The organism is Enterobacter sp. 186315, assembly GCF_053290175.1.
In genome coordinates this window covers 53,698-71,763 of the sequence record NZ_JBPTTK010000026.1, presented here as the reverse complement: position 1 = coordinate 71,763, position 18,066 = coordinate 53,698, and the positions used below count along the sequence as shown (strand labels likewise).

25 protein-coding genes are annotated in these 18,066 nt (G+C 49.4%); 3 read left to right on the top strand and 22 right to left on the bottom strand.

The genetic code is table 11. The annotated features are described in order from the left end of the window. Window positions 1-11: 11 nt before the first annotated feature. Both ACSVHP_RS20910 and ACSVHP_RS20905 read right to left on the bottom strand, forming a co-directional pair. Complete coding sequence (locus tag ACSVHP_RS20910) at window positions 12-1,163, bottom strand: DotH/IcmK family type IV secretion protein (protein ID WP_015062843.1); 1,152 nt, start codon at window positions 1,161-1,163, stop codon at window positions 12-14. 8 nt (window positions 1,164-1,171) lie between these two features. Then, window positions 1,172-1,885, bottom strand: coding sequence for a DotI/IcmL family type IV secretion protein (locus ACSVHP_RS20905; protein ID WP_223294958.1), 714 nt, complete (start codon window positions 1,883-1,885; stop codon window positions 1,172-1,174). Window positions 1,886-1,952: 67 nt separating this feature from the next. On the opposite strand from ACSVHP_RS20905, the gene ACSVHP_RS20900 reads away from it, so the two are divergent. Both ACSVHP_RS20900 and ACSVHP_RS20895 read left to right on the top strand, forming a co-directional pair. Then, window positions 1,953-2,363: an H-NS family nucleoid-associated regulatory protein gene (locus ACSVHP_RS20900; RefSeq protein WP_004187465.1), complete on the top strand. Its 411-nt coding sequence runs from the start codon at window positions 1,953-1,955 to the stop codon at window positions 2,361-2,363. After that, complete coding sequence (locus tag ACSVHP_RS20895) at window positions 2,335-2,547, top strand: Hha/YmoA family nucleoid-associated regulatory protein (protein ID WP_305953721.1); 213 nt, start codon at window positions 2,335-2,337, stop codon at window positions 2,545-2,547. Before ACSVHP_RS20900 ends, ACSVHP_RS20895 begins: the two co-directional genes overlap by 29 nt. On the opposite strand, the gene ACSVHP_RS20890 is transcribed toward ACSVHP_RS20895, so the two are convergent. Genes ACSVHP_RS20890 through mobA form a run of 8 tightly spaced genes read right to left on the bottom strand, consistent with a single transcriptional unit; the run spans window position 2,548 to window position 11,353 of the window. Continuing rightward, complete coding sequence (locus ACSVHP_RS20890; RefSeq protein WP_011091071.1) at window positions 2,548-3,060, bottom strand: hypothetical protein; 513 nt, start codon at window positions 3,058-3,060, stop codon at window positions 2,548-2,550. Next, window positions 3,026-6,331 carry an LPD7 domain-containing protein gene (locus ACSVHP_RS20885; protein ID WP_220178452.1) on the bottom strand — a complete coding sequence of 1,102 codons (3,306 nt, stop codon included), beginning with the start codon at window positions 6,329-6,331 and terminating at the stop codon, window positions 3,026-3,028. The genes ACSVHP_RS20890 and ACSVHP_RS20885 overlap by 35 nt, the downstream gene beginning before the upstream one ends. A 24-nt stretch (window positions 6,332-6,355) precedes the next feature. Beyond that, the gene (gene icmT / locus ACSVHP_RS20880; protein WP_004187310.1) at window positions 6,356-6,616 is read right to left on the bottom strand and encodes an IcmT/TraK family protein; all 261 of its coding nucleotides are present in this window, start codon (window positions 6,614-6,616) and stop codon (window positions 6,356-6,358) included. Continuing rightward, the gene (gene traJ, locus ACSVHP_RS20875) at window positions 6,606-7,769 is read right to left on the bottom strand and encodes a plasmid transfer ATPase TraJ (RefSeq protein WP_045342066.1); all 1,164 of its coding nucleotides are present in this window, start codon (window positions 7,767-7,769) and stop codon (window positions 6,606-6,608) included. Before traJ ends, icmT begins: the two co-directional genes overlap by 11 nt. A gap of 10 nt (window positions 7,770-7,779) precedes the next feature. Beyond that, a complete protein-coding gene (locus ACSVHP_RS20870; protein ID WP_004187315.1) occupies window positions 7,780-8,559 on the bottom strand; it encodes a type IV secretory system conjugative DNA transfer family protein in 780 nt (259 codons plus the stop codon). Continuing rightward, window positions 8,556-9,056: a DotD/TraH family lipoprotein gene (locus ACSVHP_RS20865; RefSeq protein ID WP_004206925.1), complete on the bottom strand. Its 501-nt coding sequence runs from the start codon at window positions 9,054-9,056 to the stop codon at window positions 8,556-8,558. Before ACSVHP_RS20865 ends, ACSVHP_RS20870 begins: the two co-directional genes overlap by 4 nt. A gap of 13 nt (window positions 9,057-9,069) precedes the next feature. Continuing rightward, window positions 9,070-11,049 (bottom strand): TraI/MobA(P) family conjugative relaxase, encoded by a 1,980-nt coding sequence (gene traI / locus ACSVHP_RS20860; protein WP_004206924.1) that lies wholly within the window; start codon window positions 11,047-11,049, stop codon window positions 9,070-9,072. After that, entirely contained in the window at window positions 11,036-11,353 is a 318-nt protein-coding gene (mobA, locus tag ACSVHP_RS20855; RefSeq protein ID WP_004206923.1) for a plasmid mobilization protein MobA, read from the bottom strand. Before mobA ends, traI begins: the two co-directional genes overlap by 14 nt. A gap of 275 nt (window positions 11,354-11,628) precedes the next feature. On the opposite strand from mobA, the gene ACSVHP_RS20850 reads away from it, so the two are divergent. Further along, a complete protein-coding gene (locus ACSVHP_RS20850; protein ID WP_004206922.1) occupies window positions 11,629-11,994 on the top strand; it encodes a hypothetical protein in 366 nt (121 codons plus the stop codon). Between the two features lie 500 nt (window positions 11,995-12,494). Here the strand turns inward: ACSVHP_RS20850 and ACSVHP_RS20845 are convergent, their stop codons facing one another. The 12 genes from ACSVHP_RS20845 to ACSVHP_RS20790 all read right to left on the bottom strand — a co-directional run bounded on the left by ACSVHP_RS20845 (window position 12,495) and on the right by ACSVHP_RS20790 (window position 18,044). Beyond that, a complete protein-coding gene (locus ACSVHP_RS20845; RefSeq protein WP_004206920.1) occupies window positions 12,495-13,031 on the bottom strand; it encodes a hypothetical protein in 537 nt (178 codons plus the stop codon). 132 nt (window positions 13,032-13,163) lie between these two features. Continuing rightward, window positions 13,164-13,475, bottom strand: coding sequence for a DUF5983 family protein (locus tag ACSVHP_RS20840; protein ID WP_004187333.1), 312 nt, complete (start codon window positions 13,473-13,475; stop codon window positions 13,164-13,166). Window positions 13,476-13,530: 55 nt separating this feature from the next. Then, window positions 13,531-13,965, bottom strand: coding sequence for a single-stranded DNA-binding protein (locus tag ACSVHP_RS20835; protein ID WP_004206919.1), 435 nt, complete (start codon window positions 13,963-13,965; stop codon window positions 13,531-13,533). A 71-nt stretch (window positions 13,966-14,036) separates the two neighbouring features. Further along, window positions 14,037-14,258 carry a hypothetical protein gene (locus tag ACSVHP_RS20830; protein ID WP_004206918.1) on the bottom strand — a complete coding sequence of 74 codons (222 nt, stop codon included), beginning with the start codon at window positions 14,256-14,258 and terminating at the stop codon, window positions 14,037-14,039. Window positions 14,259-14,412: 154 nt separating this feature from the next. Beyond that, window positions 14,413-14,697, bottom strand: a complete 285-nt coding sequence (locus tag ACSVHP_RS20825; protein WP_004206917.1) for a hypothetical protein — start codon at window positions 14,695-14,697, stop codon at window positions 14,413-14,415. A 43-nt stretch (window positions 14,698-14,740) separates the two neighbouring features. Next, window positions 14,741-15,181, bottom strand: a complete 441-nt coding sequence (locus ACSVHP_RS20820; RefSeq protein ID WP_004206916.1) for an antirestriction protein — start codon at window positions 15,179-15,181, stop codon at window positions 14,741-14,743. A gap of 200 nt (window positions 15,182-15,381) precedes the next feature. Further along, window positions 15,382-15,687, bottom strand: a complete 306-nt coding sequence (locus ACSVHP_RS20815; protein WP_004187339.1) for a hypothetical protein — start codon at window positions 15,685-15,687, stop codon at window positions 15,382-15,384. Window positions 15,688-15,748: 61 nt separating this feature from the next. Further along, window positions 15,749-16,159 (bottom strand): DUF1380 family protein, encoded by a 411-nt coding sequence (locus ACSVHP_RS20810; protein WP_004206915.1) that lies wholly within the window; start codon window positions 16,157-16,159, stop codon window positions 15,749-15,751. A gap of 84 nt (window positions 16,160-16,243) precedes the next feature. After that, window positions 16,244-16,480, bottom strand: a complete 237-nt coding sequence (locus ACSVHP_RS20805; RefSeq protein WP_011154457.1) for a hypothetical protein — start codon at window positions 16,478-16,480, stop codon at window positions 16,244-16,246. A 297-nt stretch (window positions 16,481-16,777) separates the two neighbouring features. Further along, a complete protein-coding gene (locus ACSVHP_RS20800) occupies window positions 16,778-17,008 on the bottom strand; it encodes an Hha/YmoA family nucleoid-associated regulatory protein (protein ID WP_004187345.1) in 231 nt (76 codons plus the stop codon). Window positions 17,009-17,105: 97 nt separating this feature from the next. Next, window positions 17,106-17,444 carry a hypothetical protein gene (locus ACSVHP_RS20795; protein ID WP_004206912.1) on the bottom strand — a complete coding sequence of 113 codons (339 nt, stop codon included), beginning with the start codon at window positions 17,442-17,444 and terminating at the stop codon, window positions 17,106-17,108. Window positions 17,445-17,633: 189 nt separating this feature from the next. Beyond that, a complete protein-coding gene (locus tag ACSVHP_RS20790) occupies window positions 17,634-18,044 on the bottom strand; it encodes a DUF4942 domain-containing protein (RefSeq protein WP_227522519.1) in 411 nt (136 codons plus the stop codon). Window positions 18,045-18,066 lie beyond the last annotated feature (22 nt).

Here is an 18,066-nt window from a genome sequence, read left to right as displayed (position 1 = left end):
CGTCGTTCCCCTTAATTCAGCTCAACTTCAACGTCACGCGCCTGACCATTAACAGAAAAAGTCAGCACTGGTGTTGCCGGCAGCACGTAAACATGTGTGCCATCGATAGCGGAAAGCGTTTTTTCAAACTCATCCTGCAGCTGCATGTTACTTCTGACGTAGAGCTCATCACCGATCTGCCAGACTTTGGTACTCCCTGGCGCGTTTTTAAGTTTCAACCGCTGAGCATCTTCAGGCGGGATGCCATCGAGCACGCTCTGCAGCTGCTTGTCATACAGTGAGATTTTTTTCTCAGGCGTAGCGGTATAAACCGGTGTGTCAGGACTGCGCTTCGGGATACGGAGATCCAGACGATAATCAACATCAACGGTTTTTGATTTAACGGAGGGTTCTGCCCCCTTCACGTTAATAATGACCGGCGTGGCCAGCCCCTTCAGAAGCACTGTGATGTTCCCGCTGGCATAGGCATTGGTAGGCTGGATTGTGAATACCGCCGATCCTGGAATATAGCCAACACACAGTTCACCACCAGAAGCACAGGGACTCGAATTATATGGAGGGGCACCTAATACCCAGGGGTGTCCGGTTGCATCTGAAAACGTCACTGTCGTTGCCTGGTTTGGAAATACCCGTACCTGCGGAATGGATGCACCAGCTGACAGTGATACCGTCTGGCTTGAAATTCGTGGGATCGGCGTTAATGGTGAGGTTTTGGCCGCCGCGCTCATATCTTCCATTGCGCTGCGGGCAGACCGCACCTGACCAGGGGTAATAGGCTGGATCTGCTGCAGAACAGGTGCAGGTAACTCTTCCAGTGTCTGCGGATTAACATGAGTAACCTGCTGCTGTGGTGGAGGAATCTGCGGCATGGGTGCAGGAGGCAGTGCAGTAGTTGGCTGCTGTTGGGGCTGTGCCTGTGGTTGTTGGCCTTGCGCCTGCTGCTGACCTTGTTCCTGTGCTGTTTGCTGTGGTGGCTGTTGCACCTGTGACTGCTGATTTACGGGCAACCCGGAACTGGCCTGCTGCCATTGAGCAATATCACCACCAGGCACAGCTGGCGCCGTTTGCTGCGGCGCTCCATTACCAGTCGGTGCATCAGCTGCAGATACAGAATTTGCCGAAAACAGTGCGGCCATAAGTACAGTTAACAGTTTAATCTTCATGATTGACCTCAGTAGTTCCGGGGTTTGAGAATGGCCTGCGCTACTTGAATACCCCGTGGATCTTCGTCTTCTTTGACGCGGCGTACCTGAACCATCAAATCGTAAGGTTGTGGTCTGTAGTCCTGAGCCTGACCAACAAGCTGAACAGTCACCGGAATACGGTATTGCCAGGCATAGGTTTTGGTGCCACGGATAAGACCTTCCGTGATCAGGGTTCCTGGTGTTGTGGAAAGTTTTACGTTCAGACGTTTTTCACTGATATCTTTCAGCAGTCCACTATCGGTCAGCGCTTTACGGAAACTAACGTACCCCTCAGCGCTAAAATCGCCACGGACGCTGGTTAATTGGTTTTCGTAATTCACAAAGTTCAGCGAAAGCGATTTGATCATTGTACGGTTGGCAAAGTCCATCACCTCTTCCGCTGTGTAAGCCGGTTCATCGGTTGGGTGTACTTCCGTGATCATGCCCCCATTCGTTGCAATATATTTGGTTTTTTTCTGGTGAAGCCAGTAACCCTGAAGACCGATGATAATGATTGCGACTAATATGATTAGCGTCTGAATCAAAATTACTTTTAAACCATGTTTCGATACGATTTCTTGCACCGTTCGGTTACTCTCTTCAGCAAGAGCTGGAGCAAGGGCGTTGCTGTCATCATCAACGACTGAGTTTTGATCCGAGTCAGTTTGATCCATAATATTTTCACCATTTTGTGTTTTCATAGAGTTTCTCTTTTCAAAAGTTTGTGTTAGAAAATCACGCAGATCGTTAATGAACAATGAGGTATACATGAGCGAACATAATGATTACGAATCCTGTGCAGTTATCATGTGCGAACGACGAAAAGCCACCGCCGTTTTGCGCAAAATTCCGCCAGAAAACCTTGAGCAACTCATTAATATGTGGTCCGACATTGCACAGGGAATGATCGAGAAATTTAAGGAAGAACAGAAGGCCACTGAAGAGAAAGCCGCAGCCACAAAGCGGTTCATGGAAGAACACAATATTACGGCTGATGAAGCTCTCCAGATCTTCGAAAATCTCTTTGGTCCGTCCACGAAAAGTAAATCCACTTTTGGAAAAGTGAAGTACCGGATCGAAGTTGATGGAAAGTCCATAACCTGGACAGGAAAAGGTCGCCGACCTGCAGCGTTTGCCGAGATGAGCGACGATGAGCTCAAAAAATATGAAATCAGCTGAAGACTGGCTGCATACTGTCAGACGTTTCATGAATGAAGATTCGCTTGATACGTATGTAGACTCAAAACGTGATGTTCTACCTGCCACAGAATTTATGCGTTTACTAACCGCGGCGGAACACCGCCGCGTTGAAATACGAACCGGCAAGCTATTCGATAAAATCCCGAAAGGACTCTTCCGGTAGTTACAAATGGAACGGGAATGCATCACTGTTTGCATCCTCACCACTTCCACTCGCAGCTGCCGGATTGTTTAATTGCACATTCTTAGAAGATGCGTTGGGCAGGATACCTGACGTATCTGGCAGTCGGGATGAAATCGTTGACCACGGGTCCAGCGTCGTATTAGTCAGGCTCCCCCACTTCTCATTAATCTTCGATTTAACCGTATTGCATACCTCATCCTTCACCTTATCAATGATGTCGCTGATAGACGGAAACTGAGGGATTTTTAGTGATACCGATAGCGACCCCAGGCACTGTCCGAGAGAATCAGATGTACTGGATTCACTTTTAGCGGCGTTGTTAATCCGTTCAACCTCCTGTTTATAGGCAGCATCAGCACCAGCTTTTGCCAGTTCGTATGCTGCACAGGTCTGTGTGGCTGCAAATGAGCTCACAGAAATGCAGGAAAACCCTACTGCTACGAGTAGGGTTTTTGTTTTATGGCCGAGGCGCTGACTTTGCGACTGGTGCATGAGTCTGTTCTCTCCTTTCATCATCTTTTCTTTTTGCAGCATTAGAAGGATGAAAAAGCTGCTTCATTACTGTTTTGTTTTTTACCTCATCTGAGGCCGGTTGTAAATGCTGAGGCTGTTTTTCATTTGCAATTGTGTTTTTGTAAAGCAGGTTTTTACCCCCCTGATCAACATGGCCGTATCCGTGCAAAACAATTCCACTTTCAGAATTTTTATTGATTGCTGAAAGTGTCATATACGTTTTCCAGTTTCCATCTTTATCAATACGCTTGTTCACTTTACCAATTACGCTATGGTACTCGCCAGATTCCTTATCCTTTGCGATCCCCTGCATGAATCCTTTACGAGACTCAACAAGGTAATAATCAGGTCGTTCGCCTTTTTTATGCGGTGCGACCAGCAAAGGTGTACCCGCGGTTTTTGACTCTTGAGGGAGTTTATAGCCTGTGGGTTTTGTCATGCTTTCAGGAGCTGGCTTACCATTCGGCAGGAACCAATACAGTTCTTTTTCAGGCACGGCCTCACGGCTGAGATCAACACCGGTAATCTGCTGAATTGTTGTGCGGAGCTTCTGGAAGGTTGCAGCATCATACGGAACCAGTTCAGAAGGCTTATAGGCCTGTTCATTCCCTGCTGTTGGCTGTGGGTATACAGGTTTTACTTCCCACTCATTACGTTTGGTCTGGATAGTTTCATAACGAACGATCTTGTTGCTTTCATCACGGACAGGTGCATTCACCTCAACATCCACAAATCCCAGCTTTCTGACCGTAACAAGACGTTCGGTGTCTACACCAGCATCTTTAACCGCTCTCTCAAGGTCTTTCCCCCAGAGTGTCTTCTCTCCATGTTCATTTTTGAGGGTGACAAAGTAGTTCATGGATTCATCATCTTTCCACTCATACTTAGCACGTCCATGCGCGACGATAACGCCTTTCTCCCAGGATTCACCCGCAGCTTTATCTTCCTTTTGAGTATCAGATGCATTCTGCTTCTTCGGTTGTACAGAGGCCGATTCTTCCCAGCGCATTCCATTTTGCTGAACTGATGAATTTGCCTTTTCGTTTACCCCTTCCTGCTTATTCGCTTTTGAATCAGCAACATTTTCTTTTGCCGTTTCTTTTGCTGTTTCATTTGCTTTTTTGAGTTCGAGCAATTTAACCCTTTGTTCTGGGTTAGTCAGTTTCACCTCAATGTTGTATTCACTGATAAGGTTAAACACTCGCTCTTTAAATTCGTCACTGCCGGTGATTTCAATACCACGATGATGTTGCTTATCCGCGGTAAGAACGGCCGCCAGGATCATCTCGTCACTCTGGCTGGCTTCAGGGGTAGCCATACGCAGATGTGAGCCGTAATCGTAAAACGCATCCTGCCCATCAAGCGTATACGCCGTATAGTCTTTCTCTGCTCTGTACCCAAACCGGGCAATTAACCCTTCCAGGTCTATACGTTCTTTTGGGGGCGTTTCTGCATTATCGTTGGTTGCCCAGCGTATGCCGTTTTCCAGTTCTTCGTTTGTTTTTTTCTTCTTCTCCTCGGTTTCATTTTCAGCCGGGGCGGTATTAGCTACAGGTTCGCTGGGCGCTATCCCTTCAGGCTTTTGCTGAGCGGTGTCAGTTGTTTCACCGCCAAAGGCCATCATAGCGGCATACGCCTCAAGATCACTGGCGCTATTACTCTTTTCATCATCACCGTCTCGATCTGTTGGTGCGGCGTATTCCGGTTCAGCAGCTGCAGGGGCGCTGGCCACCGGCGCGGTTTCCTCCGGTTCGGCAGCTGCGGGGGCGCTGGCCACCGGCGCGGTTTCCTCCGGTTCGGCAGCTGCGGGGGCGCTGGCCACCGGTGCGGTTTCCTCCGGTTCGGCAGCTGCGGGGGCGCTGGCCACCGGTGCGGTTTCCTCCGGTTCGGCAGCTGCGGGAGCGCTGGCCACCGGCGCGGCTTCCTCCGGTTCGGCAGCTGCAGGGGCGCTGGCCACCGGCGCGGCTTCCACCGGTTCAGCAGCTGCAGGGGCGCTGGCCACCGGCGCGGCATTTTCAGGGGCTGCAACGGCAGCGCTGTCAGTCGAGCTGTGATTAACGTCAGTAATGTTCGGGTTATCAGTCGGCATAGTGTCTACCCTGTTTATTTGATTAATGGCTCCTTCTACCTGCAATCTGACTTGCTCCAGCCCTTCAGAGACATGCAAATCGTTGTAGTCTGTAAGCCCTTCTTTCGGGTTGCTAAAGGCAGGGACCAGAACATGGCCGGCAGTCAGCTCTGCAGCTTCTGTCGCTTTTTCTAGTCCAACGTTCTCGTCTTTATAAATGTCATTGTCAGCAAGGAAGTAATGAGTGCTGTTTGGAAAGGCGTCTTTCAGGCGGCCAGCAACTCCCACCATGTTGCCGGCATTAACCGTCATGATCACAGGCTGATTGATGGCTTCGCTGATACTGGCTGCTGTCGCATATCCCTCGGCATAAAGCAGGTTGTCACCATCCTTCAGTTGGCCACCCACAACGAAAAAACTCCCCCATGCCTGGCCGTCTTTTTCAAGGTGTTTACTACCGTCGGACCAGATGCGCTCAAGGGTCCTGAACTCGCCATCAGCATTAAACAGGGGGATCACAACGTTGCCCCGCTCATCAGCTTTAAGGCCGTTAGCGGCAATGACCTGTTTGTTTTTCAGGTATGCCAGATCTCCCGTGGCATCCGGAAGCCGGTTATATTCTTCCATCAACCGGTTAGCGGTCTGATCAAACTTATCCGCTTGCGCTGCAGCTCTTTGTTCACGCCTTGCCGCAGCATCAGCACGGAGCATGGCCATTTGTTCAGGGTTAGGGGCTGCGCCGGTAGATACCCATTTCTGAATTTCACCACCGTTCTTATAGTCCCTGTACCACCCTGCAGGCCGGCCATCCAGGAAAGCGGCATACACCCCCTTTCTTGAACCAGCTTTACCGTCCACTGTATCGACATAATGCTTCTGGCCATCGAACTCTATGGGGTCTTTGATAATGGCACCGCGCTCTTCAAGCCACGCCGTAAATTCATCTTCAATGGCCTGAATATCCAGGGGCGGTTCTTCGATCACCTTATTGGGGTCAAAAATCCACTCTTTCAGCCGGCTCAGGTTGGCCCCCGGCTGTGCATACCACACCTTTTCTTCCTTCACGTAGTCCAGAGCATTACTGCCATCAGCCAGTTTGCCGGCCGCACGTATTGCACGTTGGCGATCGTCAAAGGGAATACTCAGACGGGTTCTTTCAGTTGCAATTTCAGGTTTCGCCATACTGTCTACCCCTGTAGTTATGTGTTATCGCTGAGAGCGCCGGTACCACCACGGCCGCCCGGTAAGTTTTTTCCCGCGGATAACCCGGAGAATGACCTGGTACAGCACCGGTAACGTGTAGCCCATCATGGCCAGCAGAAAGTAAAAGAGAACCACACAGGTGCAGATAACAAAGGTTTTTACTGACGGGAACGGAAACCAGATGAAGTACACAAGAAACGAGATAACAGGCACACCAAAAACCGTCAGTGGCCGGCCGGCATAACGCCATTTGTTAATGTCCATACTTGCCCTCTTTTAACGCCAGATAGTCCATATATCCTGCGACCTCGATGACTTCCGCTTCGTCGATCAAACCTTCCTGGTGCATTACCCAGGAGTTCTGAATCAGACTGCGGTTTTCAGCGATCAACAGGTCGTCGATGTAGCGGCCCCACTTGCTGTAATCAACGTCATAGAGTTTGCGGCGCAGGCTGTTATCAATGACGAGATATTCACGGACAGCCTTGCGCCGGCCATCTTTTGTTTTAAGCAAGCGTTGCACGATGATGTACGAAAGGATACTCAGCAGGTCAAAGGCGGCAGCTTCACGCATTTCCGGCGGATAGTTCTGCAATGATCGGGAAATGGCCTCTCCGACCGTTTTGACGTGCAGTGTTCCGAGACAAAAATGGCCTGATTTACCTGCCAGCACAGCAGCTTCAAATGACAGGCGGTTAAGGAGCTCACCAACCCCCATAATCTTCGGAGAACGACGTAACCCGGAGAGAGTGATAAAATTGTGGAAGGAATCTATATCACGCCCAATCTGTGACTGTGCCGGCGCCGGCGCAATCCAGTCTCTACTTCCCAGGCGATATTCGATGGGATCTTCAACCGTGATGATTTTCCGGTCCTGGTACGTTTCACCGCAATACTGGAAGATGCTGGCCATCAGGGTTGACTTACCCGATCCCGTTTCACCGCAAATCAGTCCGAGGCCGGAAGCCGGCAACAGAGAATTAAACAGCTCAGGCTCAATGCCCATTTGTTTAAGCTGAGGAATAAACTCATTCAGAACACGGAGTGTCAGAGACATTGCCGCTTCTGTTTTATAAATATCGGCCTGAGTGAAGTTCGCACGGAACCGGCGCGTTTCGCCGCGGCCGAGTCCAATCGTGCCCGCTTCATCACCTCGTAGCTGGATAGCGGTATTAACAACCGCAGCGCTTTTCAGTATCCCTTTGATCTCCTGCCCGAACACCTTATCAACGGTGCGTTCCAGCTCCAGGGTGTCGATTGGGTAATCTGTCATGGGCAGCTGGCGCCCATGACGTTCTACCCAGATCTTATCCCCACCCTGCAACAAGATATCGGACACTTCATTGTTAGAGCAGTGTACGAGAAAACGTTCCAGCGTCTGTGGCGTCAGCGTTGGACCAAAATTGAATGCTTCCATCTACTGCCCCTCAACGTATGGTCGGTTTCCAGCTGCGTTTGTTGATGTCAAACTCAGCTTGCTGCTTCATACGTTTCGTTTTATCACCCAGCATGAGACGGTTTTTATCCCCTGTAACTGTTTGCTGCTGCTGTGTGATAACTGGAGCCTTTATCATGCCCTGCTGCAGTAGCGTGCTGTAGCGCAACATGCCGGTGTAATCCCGTGTGAGGCGATTGAAATTAGCAGTGAATATCTCATCAGCTTTTTGGCGGCCGTCAGACCAGCCCAGCGCGACAGCCTTTTTCCAGATATCACGTTGTTTGCCGTCTTTCGGCATCGCCGCCGGTTCAGGCAATTCGATCCGCTGCGCCATCAATCCGGTCAGAAGATAGCTTTTCCAGGTCGGTGGGTTACTGACAAAGCGTGCCGGCACAACAATGTCGTAGGCACGGTTGGCCGTTCGGATTTGCTCATTGGTAATGTGTGCAACGTCTTTAGCTTCAGCAATGACCGGTGGCAGGTAGCCTTCAGAAGAGATCAGCGGCTGGAACGAATACATGTAATCAAGGTTGCTGCGCTGATTTTCCAGCGCGGCGCGAATTTCTTTAGCGCGTTCTGCCTTACCGCCGCGAAATCCTATGGTGTGCGCTGCGTCGTTTAGCATACTGCCAGTAACATCGGCCTCATCGTCACTTTGGCTTGGCGGGTCCATGTAGTAATCCAGGCCTTTAACATCGGAGTCGTCCGCGCGTGCAACGTTCGCAGCAAGCAGCGGTAACGTCAAAAGCACGATCAGTTTAAGTTTCATGGGCGGGTCCCTCTGAGGAATGAACCTTTCTTCGATGGTGTGAGGTAAAGCAGCTGCAGTTCACCGGGTTTCTGGTTGATGGTGGCACGGTACTGCGTTTGTTGTCGGATCAGGGTCAGCAACTGTTCAAACGTAACCTTCGAACCACCAACATCGATATTGAGTGGAAGCGGTAACTTGATCCCCTGACTGGTGAATTGAAGGCCACGCTGTTTAGCCAGTTGCTCCAGTAATTCGTAAGCATCACCCTGCCAGCTCACACGAACATACTGACTGTTTGCATTGATAATGGTAGGGAATTTGTAACGGGTCCTGTTAATGGCTCCAGCCTGGTAAAGCTCATCCTGTGCGAGTTTTATCTTAATGGCTTGCTCACGCAATTCCTGATCTACCAGCTGCTGTGCAGAGATTTGTTTTTCCTTTTCGCTTTGAGAGGCACAACCGGCAAGAGCTAACAAAGAAACGGCCGCGAGGACCGTTTGCATTTTGATTTTCATTTCTTACTCCATTTTACTTCGGATTGAATTTGTCGTCGCTTTCACTTCTTAATTGCATTTCATTTTTACTATTATTTTGCTCACGAATCAAACGATGTTTCTCGTTTTGAGCATACGCCTGCTGAGCGGCATCTGTGAAGGTAATGCCCTGCGCGACAGGGTGATTGTGGTTCACAGCTGCATCGACGATACGATTACAGCACAGTTCCTTAAACTCGCCGTCACCATCAACACGAACAGATTTGGCTTTACCAGCAATCGTTAATGCAATTGCAAGGTCAGCCGTTTTCTCTTTGTCGATTCCATTACTTTCTGTCAGCACAATGTGACCACGATCAGCCGCTACTGGTTTACCGTCGCGCTCAAAGATAACAGTACCGTCTTTCAAAAGCCGTGGCTTGACACCATGACGTGCTGAGGCCATTACGGCCACATCATCACGATCATGACTGGTGATGGCGTTAAAGGTACGGTTGAACCCGATCTGCTCAACCAGCTGCTGTTTATACTTCTCCTTCTTCCTGGAGGAATAGGCAAAGCCCCTCATTTGGCTGAGCGCTGCCTTATCACCCTTCAGTGCTTCCTGTTCGACCCACTCTCGGTAAGAAAGCCGTGGGTTAGCCGCCCTGAAACCGTTGCGTTCTTCACGCAAGCTAAGACGCAGATTGGCAACCGCCTGCAGGCGTTTGAACTCTGCCAGGTTGTACATCAGCTTTCTGGTATGAGGATCTGAAACAGAATGCCGGACGTTATTTTTCACCAACCGGGTATGTTGGGCAATTTTCCGGTATTCATCGGCGATGCGATCTTTATCCGGAGAATATATCGGTAAATTGTTCCGGTAGGCGCGATAGCGACCCTTGAGAAGCATTCTTTCTTCTGCGCGCTCAATTTTACGCTGCAGACGTTTATTGGCATCTCGACGATAAGCACCAGGGGTATATGCAGTTTTAAATACCGATACTTTGGCCGGTTCAATATGTGAAGGCTGGTATTCACCAAAGCGCTCTTCCATCGACTTCAGGGTATATTGTGCCTTGTTAAATACCAGACTCGCCTTAACAGCCGTCTTCTGGTTTTGATGTTCGTGGGTAATTACGTAGCCCTTTTTCCCCTGTGCTTTTTCGACACGAAGACCGATGCCTGCAAATGTCTTATGCACATCATCCCAGCTTTTGGCTTCACGAAGCCCAGCTGAAACATGGATCAAGTTTTGACGACTACCGCCTACCTGTTCATCACCAACGATATAGCGATAGAGCGTTTCAACACCCTCTTTATTCTCCATCTTGTTGATGCGATCGAGTGAGCGCCAGTTGCCTCGCTCTTTCTTGCTGTGAGGGTTCCGGACAATCTGTTGACGGTCATTAACCACATATGCACCGTTTGAATGGGACCAACCATTCTTCAATTCCAGTAAGCGGCACGCCTGGTGAAGTGTGTCTTTGGTAAAGCTCGATGAGGCTGCTTTATATGTCTGGGGATTGATGCGGTTGACAGCAACATGCACATGCAGGTTATCTGTATCCCGGTGGATGGCAGCAACATACTGGTGATCGGACATGCCCATCGATGCCAGTGTAAACTTCACTGAATCGAAAACCTGATCATCATTCGGCTTTTCATAGTCAGGCCATGAGAGAACATAGTGCATAACTGGATCTTTACAGCGTGTGCTTTGCTGAGAAACTGAATTCATTTCCTGTGCTGCACCATCGAGCGAGAAGGTATTGTACTGGCAGGTAACATCACCAACCACAACTCGCTGTACACCTGGCTCAACATCCACCGGTGTGCTGATCACTTTCTGCTTACGGGTCAGGTAATTGTTTAACCCTTCGAACATATCCGATTTAACAGCTAAAGCAGTCTCAGGAGTAGGCTGAACTGTATCAGTCAACTCCTGAGACGGCTTGTCTGCCATGTACTTAATCAGCTGACCAAAGCTGGACTTTTTGTCCCTTCGGCCCTCAATGATTTTAGGTATCACCATCCATCTCCTGTTGCAGTTTCTGTGCGGCCTTTTTGACCTCGATCAGAATCTCTGAATACTCCTTGCTATGAACCCCGGCACCTTCGTTAAACAGATGTTTTTGAAGGGCTGTTATCTTTACAAGAGCGGCAAGTGCATTGTAATTACCTTTCGATTGAATGCGCTTTCCAAGCCCAGATTTGATAAGATATTGACTAAGACTAAGCCCTGCTTCATGGGCCTTATTGGACAATGCATCTTTAATTTCTGCTGTGCAGCGGAAATGGATTTGTGCATCTGTTTTTCGTGACTCACTACGACTCATCTAATAGCTAACCTCGTTAGGGGGTGTCGGGGCTTGCCCTGACCAAGACGTTTTTGCGTCACTGCCGGCGTGCCGGCGGTGTACCAAAAACACATCTTGTCCCGTACTTAAATACCTCATTGAATTCTACCATCGGCGAGGTTTGAAAGCCAGCAGCGAAGGGCCTGGCAGGCAGAGCAATTGAATCGTGCCGGGCATCATGTAAAATCACCCGAATAGCTTCATCGATTTTCTCCGGTTCGGCATGGCCGATTTTGACATTATTGGGAGGGCATATGCCTGCAAAAAAGAAAGCATTTTATAGCAGTGAGGACATCGGAAAATTCAAAAGCATTCTCGACGACTTGCCTGATGTGACGTCAGAAAGGCTTGAGAAAAAGCACGTACTCGATGAGCTTAAATCTGACATTAAGAAGCTGAAAGATTCGAAAGGATATGAAGATAAAGAGATACTGAAATTCCTCAACGATGCGGGTTTTTCAGACGTTACATTACGTGATATCAAGGACATTACTGCCGGACGAGTTGGAAAAAAAAGAACCAGCAACAGCCGAAAAAAAATCACTGGAGTTGACGAAGATCAGCGCACACAAAATGGCTCTACCGGTCAGAATTCTGACGCTTCAGGTCCGCAGTATTAACCTTCACCTTTCACATATAGCATCCCACATTATGATATAGCTCCCGGCCTGTCAGGCCGGGCATGGGTGCTGCCTGTTCGTGTAATTTTGCGTGCATACTTGTCACCGTTCCGGTGACAAGGGCACTCATTGGCCGGAAAAAATTTTCCGGTTCCGCTGCGATGCAGCGCTCAATGGTGCGCACGTTCAGGGCCACGATCCGCCCTTGATCCCGATAAATTTACAGGGAAAGGAGTCCCGGCACGGATATTAAAAAGGGGCGCATACAGCGCCCCTGAGACAGTTACAGATTACATCGCGGTTTCTTTAATCCGCCGGAACACTGCCAACCAGAAACGGAAGTGATCCCATTGCGCTGCGTTCATCGGATGCGACTTTGTTTGCACTCCGTTTGCGACATCTTCAGCATAGTGTATAATCCACAACGGCATTTTGAACCTCACAATTTAAATTGCCTACCCAGCCGGATTGTTGGCGCAATCCGGCACCTTTTCTGGATTTCAATGATTCATCACCTCCTTCACATCCAAAACCAAAAAGTTATCGTTAGCGTGACGCTGCCCTACGATGAAAACAGCATCAAAGCGACTTACTGCAACTACGTTTAGTTTGCCTGTAACCTCCTTTCCGTTGATGTTGATGGTTTCATAGAGCACCTCGTATTCCTTCGCAGAATCGGAATACTTCTGCTCTTTCCAGTTTTCTATCTGTGCGATCAGCTCCGGGGCCAGCTGCTGACGAACACGGTTTAGTTCATAGTCACGATTGAGAATCAGGCGGTAATCTTTAATTAGCTGGTTGATAACCTTGTTCTCATCCCACTCGGATAGCAGTGGGCACTGTTCGCACTGTATAACACCATCTTCAATCAGTTTTTCTCTGATGCCATTAACTACCTGTACAGCACTTAATTCACTGTCATAGTTCTTTTTAATTTCTTCGCTTCCCGGATATACCATAGCGACATCATTAAAATGGCTTACGATTAATTCTGACACAATAAGGGTATAAACCTCAAAAGGGTATAAGGTCGCCATAATATTCTCTCCACGTTATTTACAGAGCGTTTTAATCAATATCCGCTTTTAAACTTCATGATTATTATACGTCTAATGAGCCATTACAGGCAAGTAAAAAATGCCCCTTTTCGAGGCATATTTTTAACCGGTTTACCACTCCCAAACGGTCAGTTCTGGCACCTGTTCTGCATCCCGGTCAAACCAAATCCAGTCGAACCCGGCACCATTTAACGCGGCTATATTATCCAAAGCACTTGCACTGATCCCCGCCCTGGTTAATTCCACTCGCCATTGTTCAGTAGCAGAAATACGCAATATCCACCCATAGCGATTTTTCTCGATCCAGAACAAACCTTGACCGGACAAGTCATCGTTACAGACCTTGTCCAGTAGTTCCGCGTCTTCTTTTTTTACATGGCCGGTACTGACGACCGCCACCCGATATTGTTCACTGATATTCATACTCCCCCCTCTGGATTGGCGGCCCGCGTCCTGCGGGCCGTTCTAACTCAAATACTCACTGCGGGTAATCATTCATATCCGGGAACGGCGGTTCATCATGATTTTCAATGCCTCCCTGGCCTTCTGCACTGGTGTTACGTGGCCCAGCTCCCGGCAGCATCTGCATTTCGCCGTTATTATCGATCACAATTTCCTTATTGCTGCGCATTTTGCCGTCTGTCCCTTGCCATTTGTTATTACGAATGCGCCCGACAAAATACAGCATCATACCCTTTTTGAAGTACTTCCCAGCTGCTTCGGCTTTCTTTCCAAAAATGACAATATCATGCCATTCCGTTTCTTTTTGCTCCTTCCCTTCGTTGTCGCTATAGCTGATTTCTGTAGCCAGCGTCAGGCTCGCAATGGCCGTTCCGTTTGGGGTGTAACGCAGTTCTGCATCTTTGCCAGAACGCCCCATCAGAATCACTTTGTTTTCGCCACGTTTCCACATAATACACCTCATATATTTGATGTTTATCAGTAAAAAATGGGAGGATTAAGGGGGATTTCTCCCCCTCTTTATCAGTAAAACTTCATGTTCGATTTCAGAGCTTTTTCAAAGTCTTTTACAAAGGAATTTGCAAAAGTGTAATCACGATGAATAAGCTGTTTTGTTTTAGGATTTCGCCACTCAACCTGCACTGATTCGGCTGAGTATTCGATCACCTCGATTTGATTTTTTACACCGAGATAATCAGCAATTGCCATTACGGCATTCACTTTTTTTTGGTCTGCTTCTTTCATTTCAACTCCTTCGCCAGTCGGGGCGCTACCGCGAAAGACTCAACTGCCTTTCGATGTAATAATTATACGTCTAATGAGCCATTTTATCAACTCATTAGACGTATTTTTATATTTTAATTTTGTTCAAATATGAACATTTAATGATGCCAGATATCTAACTTAATGGCTTGAATTTGGCCTTGTTGTAGGTGATCCGGTAGTCTTTGCACTTCCCGTTCTGCCGCAGGAACTCCAGCGAGACAACGTTAGCAGCGGCAAAATTGATGCACATAATGCTTTCCAGCGCCTCGAACAGGTCGGCCCCATTGGCAAGCGGAAACCACAGATCGTTGTCGTTACCGCTTAATTTTTCATGAAGACAGAAATGCACAGCACGCACGCCGCCAAATTCCGTAACCAGCACCGTATTGCTGGCGCGAATATCAGTTAGTGTTAACATTTTTCCCCCTGTCAGTATTGGCCCCCTCGCGGGGGCCGCCGTTTCAGTCAATCGCGCGGTAAATCAAACCGGCTTCGGCGTGCTGGTCGGCATATAATTTGAGCTTTTCCTGCTGGGTGATCAGCATGTCGCAGATGTGCTCATAGCCGGCATCATGTGCGTGCCAGATCATGTGGTTCAGGGTGAACAGGGTCAGCACGATACCGGTAGCTTCTGCGGACAGTTCCCCTTCGAACCAGTTACCGCTAACCGATACCGTGAAGCGCTCTGCGCTCAGTGGGTACATGAAGCCGCTACCGCAAGACAGTTCGACGAACTCCCAGGAACCGCCTTGATAATCGGCGCAGAGAGAACGTGCGTGGTTGTAGACACCGGCCTCACCTGTGAGATACCAGGCGCCGAACAGGCGTGGCAGAAAGGCCATGCGGCGGTTATTGGGGATAATGCGTGCAGTGATGGCGGGTTGATTCAGTTCAGTAGACATTTTCTGTACTCCTGCGCCAGTCGGGGCGCTACCGTCGAAAGACCGGATTGCCTTTCGATGTGATTATTATACGTCTAATGAGCCATATTAATCAAGCAAAATATTCCCGCCTGCCTGAATATTTTCAGGCGGGAGAACTCTTTCCCCTGTCCATTTTTGGGGGCAGGATCACGCCTGCCCCCTTCTGATTCACATGATTACTATGACTTTGTTTCAGCGTTAAAGTGTACGGCTGCGATCCTGACCAACGGGATCACCGCGCTTTCCTCATCGAGCACACGAAAATTTATCGCTTCCCCCAGGTGCATCAGGTTAGCGATAAAATCAACGATGATTTCGGAAACCGGGTGTCCGTCGCAGTCCTGCTCATTCAGGCGCGCAAACAGCGCCAGCGCCTTAGCGGCCTTGATTGCCCGCTCTTCGTTTTCTTCGTCCATACTGCCGAAACACCATTGCCCCTTTTCAATCAGGGCCAGCGTGTCGTAATAGGCTTCATTCTGGGACATGTTTTTTCCTCCTGCGCCAGTCGGGGCGCTACCGTGAAAGTTCGCTGCGTTACTGCGTGAATTAGCCGTTAATCGCCTTCGTGATGCACTCCAGCGCCTCAGACTCCTGCGGATAAAGTCGGCGTGCAGCTCCTTCACCAGACTGGATTTCTTCCAGCCGGATAAACTGCGCCGCCAGCGCCACGACTTTTTGCAGCGCCTCGGCATTGACCTCTATCTTTCGATCGCGGGCGGCATCTTCGCGCACCTGCTTTGCCAGGCTCCAGACGGTATCTTTTCCGACGCCATAACGGCTGTGTGAACTGCATTCCGCGATTTCTGCCAGAACGGCTTCGGCCTCATCGTCAGTGAGGTTCATATCACTGGTGCAGTCATGGACATCTTCAGCAGTCCAGATCAGAAGGCTGATCCGCTGCTGTGGTTCAAAACTATCGAGAAGCCTTGCGCAAATTTCATTTACGTTACCGTGCATTGTAAAACTCCTGCGCCAGTCGGGGCGCTGCCGCGAAAGACCGGATGCCTTTCGATGTGATTATTATACGTCTAATGAGCCATATTAATCAAGCGATTTTTCACGCTCATAGCTGCTACAGGCAACGCTGTAGCCGTTTGCATCCAGTTCTGAAGGCCAGTCGTCACGCCCGCAACCTGACAGCAGGCAGGCGCTGAGGTGCCCAGGGCGATAGTCGAGATGCTGGCATGAGGCGCAAAGGTCATCATCTGAGATTGAGCGGCCTGCACAGATAGGCGGCGCTCCATCAGTGGGAATTTCTCGAATATGCAGCGTTGTCACTTTTTTTACTCCTGCGCCAGTCGGGGCGCTGCCGGTTAGGGATGCAGGGGGCTGTCGCCCCCTGCGGCGGTTCAGTCCTTACCCTTATCCTTCATGACTTTAATCAGCCCGGTAATGGCTGTAATGAGGGCGGCCACGGCCGTGATAATCTGAGGGAGGTTATGGAGGATTTCAGAAGAGGTCATAATGCACCTGTAAGGCTGTTTAGGAAGGTACTGATTTGAATCAGTAAAAACATTATACGTCTAATGAGCCATATATGCAAGCAATAAAACGCCCCTTGTAGGGGCGCTGTGATTATTTTACATACTGCCAGACATGCGGCGGGATCTTATCCCAGATGCGTCCCGATGCCAGCTCTGCGCGGCGATGGTCGGCGGCAGCCTCAAAAGCCTCGGTGTCCTCCGGCGGCACCTGTCCACGATCCCGCATGGATTCGTACATTTTTTCCAGTGTGTCCGGGTTACGACTGCGCCGAAAACGGAGAAGGTAAAAACGCCTCCGCGCCTGATAAACTGTTTCCGCCATGTATCTGCGTCCTGAGCGCCTTGTTATTTCGCATAGTATTCACGTTTTGGTTGAATAAGTCTTCGACTATACGCCCCTTGCGGGGCGTAGCAGGCGGTCAGCCCCAGGTGCTGTAAAAATGGCTTTCGTTAGGATCGGTCTTATAAGCCTGTTCGTACTCGTCAATGCTGACAGACGGATGCTCATGGTTTTCACAGATACGACGAGTCACGGGTTCGCCTTTAAAGTCATTCAATACCGGCTTTAATTCGCCAGACATTGCACTGTCTGCTTTCACCTGCTGCGCAGCGATGCGGCGCAGTACGGCGGTTTTCTTACCGCGCAGGGCGATCACCTGATAAAAATAGGTATTTGTCTGCTCATAACCCCAGCTGGAAACAAAAACATCACCAAGAGAAACGGAGCCGTTACGGAACTGAAGGGATTGAATAGCCATGTTTATTACTCCTGCGCCAGTCGGGGCGCTACCGCGAAAAGCCTCATTGCCTTTCGATGTGATTATTATACGTCTAATGAGCCATATAAATCAAGCAATAAATACATGCCCGGCATGATTTTCTCAGGCCGGGGAATACTTCCTTTCCCTGTTTATATTTCAGGCCGCAAATGCGGCCTGCCATCTGCATTACACGCGAGGGGGTAACATTCCGGGATAGTGACTGGCAACCAGATTATTGATCTTCTCAACCAGCTCCGGGCGTTTAAACGTAATGTGGGCGCTGCCCTTTTTGTAATATCGCACGCTGAAGTAATCACACTCGAACACCTTACCGTTGAACTGGTTTTCACTGAAAAAGGCATCCAGTTTGGCACCGTCAGAAACGCGGTAATCAGGCACGTTACGCCCGTCCAGCACGTAGAACGGCCGCGCCAGATCGTCAATTTTGGTGTGCCCGTCTGAGCTGAAGCGCACCCAGCCACTGCGCCAGACATCGAGCAACGGCGCGATGATGATACGCTTGCCAAACATGCAGGGATTATTGGTTTTATAATCCCACGACAGGGATTTAAAGATATCAATCAGGCACTGTTGCAAAGTTAGCGATGAGGCAGCCTTT

What these genes read in the sequence shown, in the direction of transcription:
- ACSVHP_RS20830 (WP_004206918.1), bottom strand. Translation starts at nt 14,258, where the DNA reads ATGAAAGAAGCAGACCAAAAAAAAGTGAATGCCGTAATGGCAATTGCT.
- ACSVHP_RS20905 (WP_223294958.1), bottom strand. Translation starts at nt 1,885, where the DNA reads ATGAAAACACAAAATGGTGAAAATATTATGGATCAAACTGACTCGGAT.
- ACSVHP_RS20835 (WP_004206919.1), bottom strand. Translation starts at nt 13,965, where the DNA reads ATGTGGAAACGTGGCGAAAACAAAGTGATTCTGATGGGGCGTTCTGGC.
- ACSVHP_RS20845 (WP_004206920.1), bottom strand. Translation starts at nt 13,031, where the DNA reads ATGGCGACCTTATACCCTTTTGAGGTTTATACCCTTATTGTGTCAGAA.
- ACSVHP_RS20870 (WP_004187315.1), bottom strand. Translation starts at nt 8,559, where the DNA reads ATGAAACTTAAACTGATCGTGCTTTTGACGTTACCGCTGCTTGCTGCG.
- ACSVHP_RS20795 (WP_004206912.1), bottom strand. Translation starts at nt 17,444, where the DNA reads ATGGCTATTCAATCCCTTCAGTTCCGTAACGGCTCCGTTTCTCTTGGT.
- ACSVHP_RS20815 (WP_004187339.1), bottom strand. Translation starts at nt 15,687, where the DNA reads ATGTCCCAGAATGAAGCCTATTACGACACGCTGGCCCTGATTGAAAAG.
- ACSVHP_RS20810 (WP_004206915.1), bottom strand. Translation starts at nt 16,159, where the DNA reads ATGCACGGTAACGTAAATGAAATTTGCGCAAGGCTTCTCGATAGTTTT.
- traJ (WP_045342066.1), bottom strand. Translation starts at nt 7,769, where the DNA reads ATGGAAGCATTCAATTTTGGTCCAACGCTGACGCCACAGACGCTGGAA.
- ACSVHP_RS20850 (WP_004206922.1), top strand. Translation starts at nt 11,629, where the DNA reads ATGCCTGCAAAAAAGAAAGCATTTTATAGCAGTGAGGACATCGGAAAA.
- traI (WP_004206924.1), bottom strand. Translation starts at nt 11,049, where the DNA reads ATGGTGATACCTAAAATCATTGAGGGCCGAAGGGACAAAAAGTCCAGC.
- ACSVHP_RS20890 (WP_011091071.1), bottom strand. Translation starts at nt 3,060, where the DNA reads ATGCACCAGTCGCAAAGTCAGCGCCTCGGCCATAAAACAAAAACCCTA.
- ACSVHP_RS20895 (WP_305953721.1), top strand. Translation starts at nt 2,335, where the DNA reads ATGAGCTCAAAAAATATGAAATCAGCTGAAGACTGGCTGCATACTGTC.
- ACSVHP_RS20820 (WP_004206916.1), bottom strand. Translation starts at nt 15,181, where the DNA reads ATGTCTACTGAACTGAATCAACCCGCCATCACTGCACGCATTATCCCC.
- ACSVHP_RS20900 (WP_004187465.1), top strand. Translation starts at nt 1,953, where the DNA reads ATGAGCGAACATAATGATTACGAATCCTGTGCAGTTATCATGTGCGAA.
- icmT (WP_004187310.1), bottom strand. Translation starts at nt 6,616, where the DNA reads ATGGACATTAACAAATGGCGTTATGCCGGCCGGCCACTGACGGTTTTT.
- mobA (WP_004206923.1), bottom strand. Translation starts at nt 11,353, where the DNA reads ATGAGTCGTAGTGAGTCACGAAAAACAGATGCACAAATCCATTTCCGC.
- ACSVHP_RS20865 (WP_004206925.1), bottom strand. Translation starts at nt 9,056, where the DNA reads ATGAAAATCAAAATGCAAACGGTCCTCGCGGCCGTTTCTTTGTTAGCT.
- ACSVHP_RS20885 (WP_220178452.1), bottom strand. Translation starts at nt 6,331, where the DNA reads ATGGCGAAACCTGAAATTGCAACTGAAAGAACCCGTCTGAGTATTCCC.
- ACSVHP_RS20840 (WP_004187333.1), bottom strand. Translation starts at nt 13,475, where the DNA reads ATGAATATCAGTGAACAATATCGGGTGGCGGTCGTCAGTACCGGCCAT.
- ACSVHP_RS20800 (WP_004187345.1), bottom strand. Translation starts at nt 17,008, where the DNA reads ATGGCGGAAACAGTTTATCAGGCGCGGAGGCGTTTTTACCTTCTCCGT.
- ACSVHP_RS20825 (WP_004206917.1), bottom strand. Translation starts at nt 14,697, where the DNA reads ATGTTAACACTAACTGATATTCGCGCCAGCAATACGGTGCTGGTTACG.
- ACSVHP_RS20910 (WP_015062843.1), bottom strand. Translation starts at nt 1,163, where the DNA reads ATGAAGATTAAACTGTTAACTGTACTTATGGCCGCACTGTTTTCGGCA.